We start from the raw sequence: 15,914 nt of genomic DNA, 5'->3' as shown, positions 1-15,914 counted from the left end.
CCTACGGCACCACCAAATACTACACTGCTTCATCCACCGCAAGTGATGGTCTCGCCTTCCACTTTGATGACGGATTTGTATCAAGCGCAAGTTCGACGATTGCGGGACAGCTTACAGTATCGGGAAACGTCGGCATCGGTACTACCACCCCTTGGGCACAACTTTCCGTTGAACAAAACGGATCAAATACCCGAAGCTTTGTTGTGGGAGATACGGGTTCTTCCAGTCCCGCCTTTATCGTGAAAGGAAATGGACGGGTGGGGATTGGTATTGAAAACCCTTTAAACCAATTGCATGTGTATTCGGGCGCCTCCGGAGGATCTCCATTAGCTGGAATACCACTTACCTTAGAAGATGATACTACGGCAGGAATTCAGTTATTAGTACCTAATACGGGAATAGAAGCTATTCGTTTTGGAGATTCTGATGACAATGGGGTTGCATATATTCAATATCTTCATTCAACCGATAATCTCTCTATAAGATCCGGCGGAGATTATATAGTACAAACGGGCGGAGCCAATACAAGATTATCTATTGGTACCACGGGCGATGTGGGCATCGGTACTACCACCCCTTGGGCACAACTTTCCGTTGAACAAAACGGATCAAATACCCGAAGCTTTGTTGTGGGAGATACGGGTTCTTCCAGCCCCGCCTTTATCGTGAAAGGAAATGGACGGAGCGCAATCGGTACCACTTCGCCGCGCGGATTTCTTGCCATAGACGGTTATGCCGGACAAACCGCATCCACAAGTTATACCGTACGCGGTATAGACGAACAATTTACTTTTAATCTTGCCGGCGCTGGCACACAAATTGGCAATAAACTATTCATAACAAACGCACCAACATCACATTCAAATACGCTCGTAGGACAACTCATTAAAATTAATGATTCCACCGCGCTTGGAAATACCGTACGCGGACTCGAAGTACAATCACATCTGGGATCCAATACGCTCGGAGAAAATACTGCCATATCCGCATTTGGCCGCACATTCGGCGTACGCGGGGTAACAACCGGAGACGCCGGCGGTGTCTTTGAACCCGCCGGTGTTATAGCGGAAACTCGCGGCACCACCCAAGGAAACGCTCTTCGCGCATATTCAAATACACTTACATCCGGTACGTTAGTAAGCCTGTTCCAGGAGACCACTGACATGACCGGCGTAGGGCTTGATATAAATCTGGGTCAAAATTCCGGCTCCTTCACCGGCGACTTCTTTAATCTGAAAAATGCCGGAAAAGAAGTATTTGCCATAAATTCTACCGGCTCAACCAGCATAGGAACCTCTACCACAAACATCTGGACGCTCACCGTACAAGGCGGGGTATGTATTACCGCCGGCACGCATTGTCCCGACACCGAAATAAATGGCGGACTTCGGGTAGACACGGCCGGTGTTGCAAGCGATGATCCGGGTGACGTATTCGACGTCGCTGAACGATACCCGGCTTCCGAAGTTCTTTCCGCCGGAGATATTGCCATGATTGATACCACAACAACCGATCGTGCAATGGTAAAGAAAGCTTATATATCTTCCTCTACCACTCCTGTTCTTGTAGGTATTGTTTCCAGTAGACCCGCACTTGCCATCAACGGCTCTGACATTACCCTTGCGCCTGGCAGGGAAGCAACAAGTACAACACCGCTCATAGCTCTTTCCGGACGTGTTTCCGTTAAAGTATCGGAAGATAACGGCGCTATTGAAAAAGGAGACCGTATCGCGGCCTCCTCTATTCCCGGCGTGGGACAAAAAGCAAACGAGGGAGATGCAACGGTAGGATTCGCTCTTGAAAGTTATGCCAATGCCGCCACAACGACAGACTCACATATACGAAAAATACTTGTATTTATCAATCTGGGCCATGCTACGCTCGATAAGGTTATTGCATCGGGAGAAGCGGATGCGGCTTCCACCACCATAAACCAGCTTTCCGGTGCATTTGAACCACTCGATGGGTCTTTGGATTTGGGGGGTGCCGATATTGTACACATACGCGGAATTCTCTCAGAAAATGGTACATGGAGCATAGATGAAAACGGTAATCTAAAAGTGCGCACAATAAATGCCGAACGCGTACGCACCGACAGTTTGGAGGTAGGATCCGAAACAAAGCCATTCGGGACCACTTTGTATGATACGGAAGGCGGGTATCCGTACTGCGTATATGTAAGCGGAGGAGAACTGAAAACGGTATCAGGCACATGCGAACAAAATACTCATCTGTTTAGCGGAGCAAAAGAAACCACTCCTCCCGCGGAAGAAAATACCGAGGACCCGCCGCCATCAGTAGAAACACCTATAGAAACAGAATCATCTCCGGAAACGGAAACGCCATCAAATACAGAGGAACCATCTCCGGAAATACCCCCTAGCGACTCTGAAGAACCACCGGAAACACCCCCCATAGAAGAAGCATTGCCGGAAAATAAAGAAACTTCCGCTCCGCCTCCGGCACCGCCCGAAGAAGAACCTCAACCGAAAATATCCGTCCCCGAAACCGAACCGCTACCGGAAGCGCCCCCCATAGAAGAAGCATTGCCGGAAAATGAAGATAAAACTCCTCCCGAAATCGAAACCGAACCAACGCCTCCGGTAACCAATGAAACGAACCCTGAAGAACCGCCGCCTGATACCGCCTAAAATCCAACACATTAGTATAAAGAATAATTATCCTTCTTCATGTCTCGAAAAACACGCAAATATATACACCGCACACTTCGTTCTTTTACGGTATTTCTTGTCATGACTGGCCTTTTCTTTTCGAACATATCACCCTTCTTTCATTTCTTGGGAATTGAGCAAACCGGACTGGACATCCCATACGCGGAAGCAGATGTGGCGGTAGATAATACCAGTGATTCAACCGCTACATCTTCTATAACTTCAATCCAATGGCAACATACGGTGAGTGATAATACAAACGGACTTTTGGCCGTGGAAGTTTCTGTTCATGACCTTACAGACGAAGATCGTGTTATTTCCGGCATTACTTATAACGGAGATGCACTCACGCCTGCCGTACAAAATGATGTGCCTGCAAGCAATAAAAATGTGGAAATATGGTACCTTATTGCGCCGGACACAGGGACTCATCCGGTGCGCGTTACCTTGGGAGGTACAGTTAGGGAAGGGGGAGCGAGCGCCGTTTCATTCACGGGGGCAGCACAAACCGACCCTGTGGACGCAACAGGTACGGGAAGTGCTAACAGCCAGCCAAAGATGGATATAACCACCACGGAGGCAGATACGATTCTTGTTGATGCTTTTAATAGCAATGAAGGTGTTCCGCTCACAAACTACACACCTGGCACATCCCAAAATCAGATATTTCTTATCGATACCGGTGCCCGCTCTGCGGGAGGAAGTTATAAATCTGCAACAACAACGGGACAAATGAGTATGTATTGGAATAACGCAGGATCGGATGTGTGGGTAGGGGCTGTAGCGGCATTTAAACCCGCTTCCGGCGCAGAAATTGATCAACTCCATTACCGGTGGCGCGCGGATAATGGCGGGGAAACGTCGGTAGGAACCGCCCCCAGCGACTGGTGGGACAACGATTTCCTAAGCCGCCGTAAAATTGTATTTAATAACATACCCTCGCAAACAGATCTCACCAACTTCCCCATGCCGATTAAGCTCACGGCAGATACTGACGACGACACATTTGGGGATATCAATATAGACTACTCAAAAACACTCCCTCATGGAGACGATGTACGGTTCGTAGATGCCGACGGTACTACCATGCTTAAACACGAAATAGAAGAGTGGGACGAAACCGGCACATCAACCGTATGGGTTAAAATCCCCCAGCTTAATGCATCCTCCACCGCGGACTTTATTTGGATGTACTATAATAACACCGCGACCACATCGGGCGCGGCTACCTCCAGTGTATGGGATAGTAATTATGCGGGTGTGTGGCATCTGTCGGCAACGTCTACCGCCGCACGAAAATTTGAAGATTCGACGAGTAATGCGAATGAGGGAATAGGGACTAATTTTGATAGTGATGAAGCGACTACGGGGAAGTTGAATGGTGCCCTGAACTTCGACGGCAGTAATGATGATGTCGGATTTACAGGCAACAGTTTAGATGCCTTTACGAGCGGAACTGTATCCGCATGGGTAAAAGCTTCCGGGAGTGGTACTAGTAGAGGATATTTTAGTGCTGGCGATGCCGTTGACAGCAATGGTCAACTTGAGTTTTATATAAACAGCAACGATGATTGGGATATGTTTGGCTCAGCCAATACCTATTCGGGTCGTACTATAGAAGCGGAGGTTGATATTCCTAATCCTACGGGTTGGAATCATCTTGTGTTTGCCACCAATTCATCCGGGAACACATTTTATGTAAATGGTGTTAAACAAACACCGACATATCAAGTTGGAAACGCGTCAATAAACTTCTTTTTCGGTAATATAACAAATGTTGATGAAGGATATGCTATTGGCGGAGTACCCGGAACTGACAGCGAAACATTTAACGGCATTATAGACGACGTTCGTATTTCCTCCTCCGCTCATTCCGCTGAATGGATACAGCAGGAGTATCGGTATGGAATGGCAAGTTCTACAACACATACGTTTGATGCCGAACAAACCAATGGATCCGCCTCATTCCTCGTCGCCGAAGACACCGCCATTACCGGCCAAGCGACCGGAAGTACTACACGTCTTCGTTTTGTGATAAACAACTCCGGCGCGGTGGCAACGACAACCCGTTATCAGCTTGAATACGCCACATCCACCATCGCGGGCTACACCAGCTGTTCCGCACTTTCCACATGGGTGCCGGTAGCAGACGCGGCATCTTCCACATCCTACGCATGGAAAATGTCACCCACGGGAAACCTTTATAACGGACACACTGCTTCAACCACAAATAATGCAAACCTCACCGATCCGGCAGGACAAACATTTGTCGCGGGAGAAATGGCGGATATCACCAACCGTATGGCATCTACTTCGCTTTCCGCTACAGCATTTACCGAACTTGAATGGGCGATTGAAGCCACATCCGAAGCGGACGGGGATTCCTATTGTTTCCGCGCCACCAATGCAGATGATGCCACCGGTTTTGTATACACACAGTACCCGCGCATAAGCATGGCAACTACATCTGTCACATCCACTTTTATCCAAAATATCTATCGTTTTTACGAAAACACAAATGCATTAAACCCATCCACCGCATGGAACTCCCTTGTGGAAAATGCCGCCATTGCTCTTAAACGCGTGGGTGGCGGCGATATTTTCAGAATTCGCCAGAATATTACCATAGGAACATCGGATTTATCTGCTGATGCACAAGCATTTCTATTGCAATATACCGAGCTCACGAGCGGAAATACTTGTTCAGATGAAACAAATTGGATAAACGTAGGTGCTAAAAACAGCGAAAAAACATTCCGTCTCTACGATAATGCTTTTTCCGACTCAAGCACCATAACAACCACACTCCTGACCGGTTCGGACGCCGGCGGCTTATATACGGAAGCAAGTCCGTCTGCCACTAATCCTAATTCGGTAACAAACGGGCAAGACGTTGAGTATGATTGGCCGATACAATACCCATCGGCGCAGTTTTCGGGTGCAGACTTTTGTTTTCGTATGGTTAAAAGTGACGGTACGGCGCTGGATACATATACAAACTATCCTCAACTTACCACAAACTTTGTCGGTTCCGGTGCGGATGGATCAATAGGTGCTCCCGTGGGCGGAGAAGGAAATAAAGCATCCGCCACCACCACGGGCGCAACAGCAGGCCCCGGTGGCGAAGAAGAAGGCGGAGCGCCACCCGAAGGTGACGGAGATGTCGGAGGCGGGGGAGGCGGAGGCGGATCAGAAGTATTCCTCCCTGAAATTCATCGTTTCTTCGCTTCGGCACTGGAGGGTTTTGTTCAGTTTATAAAAAATCTTTTAACCTGATATGTTTGACCGTTATTTAAATCATTATTTCCGAGACGATGTGGTAATCTTCAAAAACCGGTTTTTTTATGAACATAAGAGTAAAGTTAATCTTATATCCTTTTTCATATTATTATTGTTACTGCCCTTTGGGGTTTTTGCCACAGAGTATACATCAACTAACTTTCAGGTATTGGATCCTGTTCTTAATACCGAAGCTGGCAGGGAAACGTCTTCTAATTTTATCTTACTGGAATCCGTGGGACAAAACGCCATAGGAACATCTTCAGCCGCAAGTTTTATCCTCAAAAGCGGATTTTTATATTTTCCGGCACCTTCGAGTAGTTCACCCTCCACAGACACATCTTCTCCCGCTCCCGTTGACGTAAGTAATGTACCGATATATATCCTGCCCTTCATACGTCCGCTTGTTCCCCACATTTCTCCCGAAGAAATTGAGGAAATCGTTGAGCAATTACCCTGCGCAAACGGAAGCATTCCGGAAGATCTCAATTGCGACGGCAACGTTGACCTTGTAGACGTAAGTATATTCCTTTATCTTGCCGGAGATGATCAAAAATATCGTACGGATAATCACGCCGACTTTAATCATGATGGTGCTGTAACATTTGCTGATTTAAGTATTCTCTTTTCGCAGTGGACGCACACATTTATACCAGGACTTGAGGAAGAATTATCCGGCGCGTATGCCGCCATCCCTTCTCCCGAACAACCTCTTTCATCCGAGGAAGAGCAGGAATTATTTGATACGTTCGTAAAAGGAGTACCTAATGAAATCCACTTTGATAAACTCTCCGAGCGCGCCGAAAAGCCCGACCAATATTACGCGTCCCCCCTAAAACCTAATGATCAAAATGCTCCCGAACGTAAACCGGCATTAACCGCTTCCTCTCATAAAGCCCTTCCTGTTGTCGGATGGGAAAGTGTGTTATTAGCGGTGGGACTACTTATTGTTACCAGAATTTTTTTGAAACGTTTCGGGTTTTAGAAGCGTTGTTTATACACACATATATAGGTTTTTTTCTAGGTTTCCGAAAATACTCTCGGTATAATAAAGACATGCCCACTGGCAGGCAATTTTTCGGTTTGTTTTTGTTTATAACAATGGTTATATTCGGAAACATCCCACCGGTAAAGGCGGCGGAAAACGCATCGCTGTATTTAAGTCCGTCTTCCGGATCGTTTTTGGTGGGATCCACGTTTGATGTATCCATTATAATCAATACGGCCGGAAATTCGGTAAACCTCATAGAAGCGGAGTTATCTTTTCCTCGGGATAAAATCCAGATCATTAACCCCTCAATAGGAAAATCACTCGTAGAGGTCTGGGCAACACCACCCACTTTTTCAAATCAGGAAGGACGTGTATATTTTGTGGGCGGTGTTCCGTCTCCCGGTATTCAAACGTCTAACGGGGTTATCCTTACTATGACATTTCGTGTAATTGCCTCCGGAGGAGGAGAAATCCGTTTTGGCAACCGCACACGCACCCTTGCCAATGACGGCGCGGGTACGAATATTCTCGGAAACACGGCACATTCTTCTTTTACCTTTCGCCCTGTTCCTCCGGAAGGTCCTCATATATCAAGTCCCACGCATCCCAATCAAGATCTTTTTTATAAAAACGCATATCCCGTCCTTATATGGACAAAGGAAGGTGCGTCCGAATTTAGTTATACTATCGATCGCGATCCGAACGGCGTACCGGATACTATTTCGGAAACAACGGAAACCTCCGCTTCATTTGAAACACCGGAGGATGGTGCATGGTACTTTCATGTGCGTGCCCGAAAAAATGGTATTTGGGGCGGCATTTCCACTTTCATCTTAAATATAGACACCACTCCTCCGGCGGCATTTACCGTACAATTATCTTCCGGTAAACGCACCGCGGAAGAGCGTCCTATCATACGTTTTTTTACAACAGATTCCCGGTCCGGACTGGATCATTATGAACTTAAGATAATACCCCTTGCAAAAGACGCCAGTGCGGATACGGCATTCTTTTTTGAGGTAACAAATCCTTATCAATTCACCCCGCTAAAGCCCGGACGGTACACTATATTAATTCGCGCATTTGACAAGGCAGGGAACTGGCGTGACGCAGAAGAAACAATCACCATATCACATACTATACTTCCTTTTGTCAGCGCGGAAGGAATCGACATGACATTATTTTTCCTTCCCTGGGATACTGTTCTCACCATTCTCTTCTTCCTTGTTCTTATCCTTATTTTAATCATAGGAGGATTCTGGCATATCCATAAACCACACATCCACTCGTCTCTAAAATCAGATCTCGCTATAATAAAAGACGCCCTAACTAAAAAACATTCCTCCGTGGAGCCCTCACAAAAACCCCATAACAACACCTTCCATGAATAACATAAAACATATATTACATTCTTGTTTTATATTCGGCATATTCTTGCTTTCCTTAAGCACGGTGGTATTTGCCGCGTCAGATTTGCCGCGACCACTTATCATAGTGAGTCCCGACGTTTTTTATTCGGATAAAGATATTTTATATATTGAAGGACGAAGCGTTCCCAATCATGAAATTGAGGTACTTCTCCAACAGCCGGGAGAAAAACCCATTCAGATATACACTATTGCCGATGAAAACGGAGAATGGGTTGCCACAAGCCGCTCACATATAGCAGAAGGGTTCTGGGAAGCCCGAGCACGAACCATTGACGGTGAAGGCGGGCAATCACCGTGGTCACAACAGCGTGTTATTGAGTCGGTTGCAACAAGTATCAGGTTTGGCTCATTTTCCCTATCATACAGCACCATAAGCATTATTCTTGTTCTTCTTTTTATAGGAATGCTTATATTTCTTCAGAAACGCTACGCTTTTATGGGCGGATCTTCATTTATAAGAAACACCATAGAAGAAGAAGTACAAAAACATGTACGGGAGCATGAATATGAAGACATGAAACAACAACTTAATATTCTTCGCGAACAGGAAGAAAAATTAGAGGAACACGTCTCTGAATTAAAGAATAAACTCTCATGATTTCGTGCCGTATAAAAACATATTCCCTTTTTGTATGGCGGAGCGCCGTACTTACAAGTATGACCTTTTTCCTTATTCCATATGCTTCTTTTGCGGCACTCTCCACGCCTTACGTATCCATAAGTCCATATACATTTTATCCGTCGGAAGAAATATTTTACATTGAAGGAACAGCTGATCCTAATACCATTATTACTATTCTCTTACAGCAGACGGGCGAAGAACCTCTTCGCCTTAGTACTAATACAGAGAAAAATGGAACATGGGTTCTTTCGCGCCGTATTCCCCTACAAAAAGGATTCTGGGAAATGCGGGTACGCGCCGAACAAGGAACAGATGTATCCTCCTGGACCGAACAACGCATCATACGCGTGGTAGCAACCGGTATACCCCTGGGAAACACCTCATTGCCTTTTTCCGTCATTACCGTTGCGTTCTTTTTTCTTTTCGCAACCGGACTTATGTTTCTCATCTATACGTTCCTAAAAGCAAAATCAGCGCACCGCAAAGAACTTATCCGCCGGCAAAGAGACCACATTCACGCCCTTGAACTCCGTCTTCAAAGGAAAGAAGTGGAAGATGCCATAAAAACCGTACGCTCCACATTTTCCCAAATCAAAGAAGATCCTCTGTCCGTACAAAAAATAGACCAACTGGAAAATACCATAGAAGAAGAGCTTCGTACTATTAAAGATAATGCTCCTGAATTATGACATCTTACGCTCATGTAAATCGTATATGTATACTTATACTTTTCTTTGTACTGCTACTTGCAAGAACGACTACTGTACCCGTACAAGCACAAACGAACGAAGTATCCTCCGTGCCAATTCTTAATCTTATTCCGTACCACTATTATCCGCTGGAAGATGTTTTTTATATCGAGGGCATGTCTGATCCCTTTATGGAAATAGAACTGGAGGTTCGTGCAGACGGGCGTGATCATTTCACATTCCGCACACATGCCGACAAAAACGGATCCTGGACACTGGCGGAACGTATTATCCTTGAAGAAGGGGACTGGTACGTTCGCGCGCGCGCCGTGCAAAATGGCATACCGGGAACAACATGGTCAAACACACATGTCATTACATCCATCTTTACCGGCATACGTATTGGAAATATAACTTTCTCTTATGTTGCCATCACTATTTTTCTCCTCATTATTCTTATTATCAGCGGAGGATTTCTGTTTTATCTTACCCGCCGCGTACGCAAAACGGAACGGCACCTTCTCCAAAAGGAAACAGAAGAAGCACAACATAAGGCCGCAGAGGGATTCCGGATCATGCGCACATCCATTCTGGAAGAACTTCAGCTTATCGATAAAAAATCAAAATTTGAAGATGTAACCCAGGAAGATCTCATAAAACGAGAACGCCTCCTGCGTGAACTTCACACCTTGGAAGATAACATTAAAAGAGAGATTGAGGATGTACAAAAACTGTTGTAGCATAAAAGTGCTGTACCAGATTATAAACGCATCCCTATGTATCTTCAGACCATACTTCGCTATATCATTACAAGACGTCTTCGTCGGCAAAACAGAATACCCCAAGTGGTACATCCGGAACGATTAAAACGTCTTACCGGCGGACCGCTCCTTATTGTGGCAAATCATATACGCGCCATGGATCCGTTTTACATTGGAGCCATCTTGCCTTTTTCACTGTTCCCTCTGCGTTTTTTAATTGCCCGATGGTTCCATACTCCCATGCTCATGTTTTTTGCGGCTACTGGCATTATTCCGCTTCTTGCAAACATAGGCGCCCTTATTACCGTACAAAAAGGGAAGGGTGTTGAGGAAAATTCCCGAAAACCGGTAGAAAAATTGCGTGCCGGAAAGGTGGTAGGCATATTTCCAGAAGGAAAACGTAATCCGGTAAACGGAGAACTCGGACATCTTAAATTCGGTGCCGCCGCCATTGCCTACAAATCCCACGCGCCGGTACTTCCGTTGTTCATTACATTCCCCGATAAAACAATCGAACGCGCAACTATTACAGTAGGTGAGATTTTTTATGTAGAAACCTCTGATTACGAAGAAGGGACTGCCCTTATCCGTAAAAAACTTCTTGAACTTGCTCCACAAACTAAATAAAGAAAGGTAAAGAAAAAACCGATACATACTTATCTGTATCGGTTGGCTTATTAGAAGATGACCTTACGATCACCTAATAATGCATGATTTCTACTTATAACCGTTCTTTCTTCCGGGACTGCGCTCCAGTCTTCAAATACCAATTTTGTATATTCACCAATGGTCATACCTTTTGGTGCATAATACTTGGGAGCGCCGGCAACTTCCGTATAGTCCGAAAATACCTGTTTTATCTTTCCCTCCTCCCATTCACATACAATTTGAACAGGAACATATGCGTCATGCCACTTTTTGAGGTGCCATGTACACGACGCAAAAGGAGATAGTGACTTTTTTGACCTCAATCCCACGATAACAGGTTTTTCGGCGTTATTACTCTTAAATGAAAATTGATTATAATCTCGTTCCCACGACGTGGCTGTTAAGGTAAGGTATGGCGTAAGTTCACTTCCTAGCATTGCAAGCATAGGAGCATAAACCTTGCGCGCGCGTCCCAAACTTGGCATGTACGAAGCCATGGAAATATTCCTACAACGCACTGTTTGCCATCTTGTTTCCCCCGCGGACCCCGCGTCCACAGATGAATACTTTGCTTGAAAAGCAGTTAGCACGCCTTCACAATCATCCATAAACACCCGTCCGGTTGTAAGGTTGTAGATAATACCGTCGACATTCATATTACCTCTTCCTACGACCATCATCCCTTGCGGTCCGCGAGCATGCTTAATGGCTTCAGTCATGACATATTCGGCGGTAAACGGCTTCTCCTCATCCGCTTGAACGACAAAGGAGTTAAGGATAAATATCAATATACTTAAGAGTATCTTAATCACGAGACACCTCCATGTCTATGTTGTTAGAGTTTTTTACAAATACCTTCAGTAATGAAGGCACGAGTACAAGCACTCCTACACCACAACACATCAGCATCAACACCATCATCCATCCCAGTTCCCGCACCGGTTCAAATCGAGACACTAAAAGCGGGGTAAATGCTATTACATTCAGAATAAAATCCATAAACACAACAGCACCTTCCAAATGTAATGCCGATTCAAGCGCCGTATACGGATCTTTTCCTAATCTAAGCTCAAAAAATAATTTTGCTGCCAGATACACGGAAAAGTCTGCGGCGGCATTAACGGCTAAATCAAAGATAGGTGCTGTAGACATGCTAAGCGGTATACCCGCTACTGTCATAAAGCATCCCATCACGCCAATACTGAACACAAACGGGATAAGAAAGATAACTGCACCCGCTATAGGGAAAAGATACGTCCGCCCGTAGACGAATATCCACCCAACATACAGCAGAAACATACTAAACATGGTTATCCCGACATTTTGGTTTTGCCCGCCGGTAATATAAGCATCTACCGACGGATACAGGCTATTCTTACCAAATGGTCTCACGGCAAGGGTAGGGTAATGCTTTTTTGCAAAGAGCTGTACTCGCTCCAACATAGCCCTTTGTTCGTTACTGCTATTAAGAACAGCAACAGCTGTAAGACGAATGCCATACTTGCTCCAGAGAGCTTTTTGTACTTTCCGCGGAACATCCGACATCAGCATGTTAAATGTATCATCTGCTTCCATGTCGGTAACAGGGAAAGGCTTGTTATATGACTCCCTCGCTATTACAGCCATATTATCCAGAATTGATCCGACGTTTTTAAAAGCAACAACTGAAGAATAATTATCCTTCTGCCATTCTTCAAATACGCCGTTCGGACGAAGATTATTTTGCAACCGCCACACGTTTTCAAGAAACATACTACTATGCCTAGTATACCTCTCCGAACCTTTCCATTCCACATAAAAGTCGAGTGTATCGTTTCCCGTACCGTTTTCTTCTAAAAACCGGTACGTGCGTTCAACAAGCATTCCTTTTATGTATTCCCACGGCGATGTATTTGTTTCTATGTATCCGGCATTAAACAGAAATACTGCAAATATAAACGGGGGCACAGAAATCGCTACGCTCACCCATGGGGGGATACGGAGTACTGATACAAAAACACCAGCAAACTGTCTCCTAGCGGCACGCGGCCGAAGATAATATTCTTTTTCAGGACCCAAAATAACCTCCACCGACAAATAAACAGCCGGCAAAATGACCGTAGACCCAATAAGAATAGTTGTAACGCCAACCAAAGAAACTATCGCCATTTCATGCATCTGCCAAATGGGCCAAACGAACAAACTAACAAATGCCATACACGCCAGTAGTGCGATAAACATGATAGCGCTATTTATATGTCGTGCATATAAGAAGCGTTCAAGTGAGCTTTCTTTTGGAGCCTCCCGGAATGCCTCAAATACATGAATACATACAAACCCCTGCACAATCACATTGGTTGGTGCTAAAAGAGTATATACTCTTTCGTATACACCAAAACCAAGATAATTCAGCAATGCTATTGATCCGCGTGTAATAAGTATTCCTGACAGAATACAGACCGTAACACCGATCAGAGCTTCACGCACCGTACCAAGCCACCACCACAGGAAAACAAATGCCATCACAACTCCTATGGATGGTAGTAGCAACATATCCGCATTGAGACCCTGATTAATAGCCCACCGGCCCAGAACCCATCCTGAAACCGCAATACGCGGATCAGACGGCTCGATGTTTGCTTTAAAAACACGTTCCCACCAAGGAATACTGCGCCCTTCAACAAACTCGATTATCTTCCATGCCCACGCCATCTCGTCATAATTGGACGGAAGAATAATGCTGATTAAAGCCCATTTTCGCCCTATAAAAAGATTCCACACCTGCGGTTTAGAAGCAATATTCGTGAGAAATTCTTCCGGTGAAAATGAAGGGTCTAAAACTTTACGCCTTACCACGTAAGGCGTAACATCCAGGCTTTCACCATCATCTTGATAGTCGGGGATAGATGCCACACTAACAACGCTTTTAGGAAATTCTTTTTTTGCCTCTTTTGTTTTTTGTATAAGAAACAAAAAATCACTTTTTGAAAGAATTTCCGCGTTTTCTGATGCCTTTATAACAACGGCCACAAACTCCGAAGCATTGAAGTCTGGAATCCGTTTAACATAGTCATCCATCTGCCGGGGAATACTATAAGCCGGCAATGCATCATCCAACAATCCACCGCGAAGAAATGACGTGCGGTAATTTCCGTATAATACGAAAACCATAAAGGCCATGTATATGCATGTAGTCCATGTATAATGTCGAATGGCCATGTCCCGCACGAGAGCAATATACCGAAATGGCAAAAATGCCCAATGAGACATAGTCTCCTCCTTCTATGGGATTTGGTTAAAATGTCAAAATATTAGTACGACTATACAATAAAAACTAGTATTTGTCTATACCATCATAGGTACATTCAACTTTAAAGTGCAACACGCACTTCTAAATTAAATGTACCCAAGAATAATTTGCCTATTTTTTGTATTTATTGTACTATCTTTAAATATTAAACATTGTATTGTTTTCATCTCCCATGATTGAGAAAAATATAAAACTATATAAGGTAAAAGAAGGAAAAGAGCAGACCCTTACTGATTGGGGCAATACTCTTATGAATGAGCGGAAAGATGAGGCGATTGCAACACTAAAAGAGGAACAGTGCTTGCGAGAATTTCTTACCATGTTTACCATCGATAATAGTTCTTATATAGCTATTATCATGCAAGGGGATAACATTCTTCCTTCTACTAATAAAGAAATAAATCAAACGCACAAAAAGATCATACGCGAGTGCACTGATGGAGAAATTACCCTGCGAACACTTTATGATATCCGTGTGGATTAACGAGGTATTTTTAGCAAGAAATACTTCGCTAGGTCATATATGGATGGCTCTTTAATGTAGGGGATTTTTATTTTCCACTCCTAATGCATTGACGAAAGTGTTAGAACTAGATACTCTTTAGATGATAGTAATCATACCCTACAGGAGGTGTCTTATGTCCCAAAAATCTGGTAACGGCGGCAACCACGGTGGTGGCGGTGTTGGCGGAGGAGGCGGCGGAAATAGCGGCAAGGGCGGAAGAAAAAGCAAAGCCAAAAAGACTAAGTAAAGCAACTAAAGGCAAGGCATTGCTAATCTTTCATCATCAGCGGTTTTGCTTTGTTCAAAACCGCTATTTTTTATACGATTTAGAAACACAATATGAAATCAAATAAAGATATTCCCTTTTTTGAAAGTACTGATAATCTTCATTGTTTTCAGGCGTGCCTGAAAATGGTACTTGCCTATTGGACTCCTAATAAAGAATATACATTTAAAAAATTGGATGAAATCTCCAGCCATACAGAAGGAAAATGGACATGGCAAGGGTCTTCTCTTCTCTATCTCGCAAAAAACAAGTTTGATATTATAAATATAGAAAATTTGGACTACTCGCTATTTGCACGTGATGGAAAAGAATATCTCAAGACAATATGGAGCGACGATATATATAAAACCCAGGATATATACAGCAATTTAAACAAAGAACAAGAAATTGCAAAACAACTTATAAAAAATAAGAACATTAAACTCCAAAATAAAGAAATTCAATTTTCGGATATTCTCTACCTCTTCGATGATGGTTATATTATTCTTGTTTCCGTAAATCCTTGTACGTTACGCGGGGAAGAAGGTTATTCTAGCCACATGGTTGTAATAACAGATATCCAAGAAAATACGGTCACATTCCATGATCCTGGTCCTCCCGGGGAACCCCACAAATCGATATCACGCGACATATTTAAATCTGCAATAACAAAACCCTTAAAAGAAGACGGCAATGTGATTGGTTTGAAGTACATCTCAGGCGTTTGATAATATATAACTTTAGTGTTAAAAAAGAATAAAAT

At 44.2% G+C, this 15,914-nt stretch carries 13 protein-coding genes; 11 read left to right on the top strand and 2 right to left on the bottom strand.

Annotated elements, in window-relative coordinates:
* From COU90_03625 to COU90_03590, 8 genes are all read left to right on the top strand, one after another.
* Positions 1 to 2,651, top strand: a 2,651-nt coding sequence (locus tag COU90_03625; GenBank protein ID PJE64280.1) for a hypothetical protein, incomplete at its 5' end; no start/stop codon positions are given.
* Between the two features lie 39 nt (positions 2,652 to 2,690).
* Positions 2,691 to 5,948: a hypothetical protein gene (locus COU90_03620; GenBank protein ID PJE64279.1), complete on the top strand. Its 3,258-nt coding sequence runs from the start codon at positions 2,691 to 2,693 to the stop codon at positions 5,946 to 5,948.
* A gap of 1 nt (position 5,949) precedes the next feature.
* Positions 5,950 to 6,936 carry a hypothetical protein gene (locus tag COU90_03615; GenBank protein PJE64278.1) on the top strand — a complete coding sequence of 329 codons (987 nt, stop codon included), beginning with the start codon at positions 5,950 to 5,952 and terminating at the stop codon, positions 6,934 to 6,936.
* Positions 6,937 to 7,007: 71 nt separating this feature from the next.
* Entirely contained in the window at positions 7,008 to 8,333 is a 1,326-nt protein-coding gene (locus COU90_03610; GenBank protein ID PJE64277.1) for a hypothetical protein, read from the top strand.
* A complete protein-coding gene (locus tag COU90_03605) occupies positions 8,326 to 8,970 on the top strand; it encodes a hypothetical protein (GenBank protein PJE64276.1) in 645 nt (214 codons plus the stop codon). The genes COU90_03610 and COU90_03605 overlap by 8 nt, the downstream gene beginning before the upstream one ends.
* A complete protein-coding gene (locus COU90_03600; GenBank protein ID PJE64275.1) occupies positions 8,967 to 9,683 on the top strand; it encodes a hypothetical protein in 717 nt (238 codons plus the stop codon). Before COU90_03605 ends, COU90_03600 begins: the two co-directional genes overlap by 4 nt.
* Complete coding sequence (locus COU90_03595; GenBank protein PJE64274.1) at positions 9,680 to 10,423, top strand: hypothetical protein; 744 nt, start codon at positions 9,680 to 9,682, stop codon at positions 10,421 to 10,423. The genes COU90_03600 and COU90_03595 overlap by 4 nt, the downstream gene beginning before the upstream one ends.
* A 36-nt stretch (positions 10,424 to 10,459) precedes the next feature.
* Positions 10,460 to 11,071 carry a hypothetical protein gene (locus COU90_03590; protein ID PJE64273.1) on the top strand — a complete coding sequence of 204 codons (612 nt, stop codon included), beginning with the start codon at positions 10,460 to 10,462 and terminating at the stop codon, positions 11,069 to 11,071.
* Between the two features lie 50 nt (positions 11,072 to 11,121).
* Here the strand turns inward: COU90_03590 and COU90_03585 are convergent, their stop codons facing one another.
* Positions 11,122 to 11,904 (bottom strand): hypothetical protein, encoded by a 783-nt coding sequence (locus COU90_03585; protein ID PJE64272.1) that lies wholly within the window; start codon positions 11,902 to 11,904, stop codon positions 11,122 to 11,124.
* Positions 11,897 to 14,341 carry a hypothetical protein gene (locus COU90_03580; protein ID PJE64271.1) on the bottom strand — a complete coding sequence of 815 codons (2,445 nt, stop codon included), beginning with the start codon at positions 14,339 to 14,341 and terminating at the stop codon, positions 11,897 to 11,899. The genes COU90_03585 and COU90_03580 overlap by 8 nt, the downstream gene beginning before the upstream one ends.
* A gap of 212 nt (positions 14,342 to 14,553) precedes the next feature.
* On the opposite strand from COU90_03580, the gene COU90_03575 reads away from it, so the two are divergent.
* The 3 genes from COU90_03575 to COU90_03565 all read left to right on the top strand — a co-directional run bounded on the left by COU90_03575 (position 14,554) and on the right by COU90_03565 (position 15,879).
* Positions 14,554 to 14,865 (top strand): hypothetical protein, encoded by a 312-nt coding sequence (locus COU90_03575; GenBank protein ID PJE64270.1) that lies wholly within the window; start codon positions 14,554 to 14,556, stop codon positions 14,863 to 14,865.
* Positions 14,866 to 15,053: 188 nt separating this feature from the next.
* Entirely contained in the window at positions 15,054 to 15,239 is a 186-nt protein-coding gene (locus COU90_03570; GenBank protein ID PJE64269.1) for a hypothetical protein, read from the top strand.
* On the top strand, positions 15,226 to 15,879 hold the full coding sequence (locus COU90_03565; protein PJE64268.1) for a hypothetical protein: 654 nt from the start codon (positions 15,226 to 15,228) through the stop codon (positions 15,877 to 15,879). Before COU90_03570 ends, COU90_03565 begins: the two co-directional genes overlap by 14 nt.
* Positions 15,880 to 15,914 lie beyond the last annotated feature (35 nt).

It is taken from the genome of Candidatus Ryanbacteria bacterium CG10_big_fil_rev_8_21_14_0_10_43_42 (assembly GCA_002793915.1).
GTDB lineage: Bacteria > Patescibacteriota > Minisyncoccia > Ryanbacterales > 2-02-FULL-48-12 > 1-14-0-10-43-42.
Note: the sequence above shows the minus strand (reverse complement) of the source record. Positions and strands in the feature narration are given on the sequence as shown.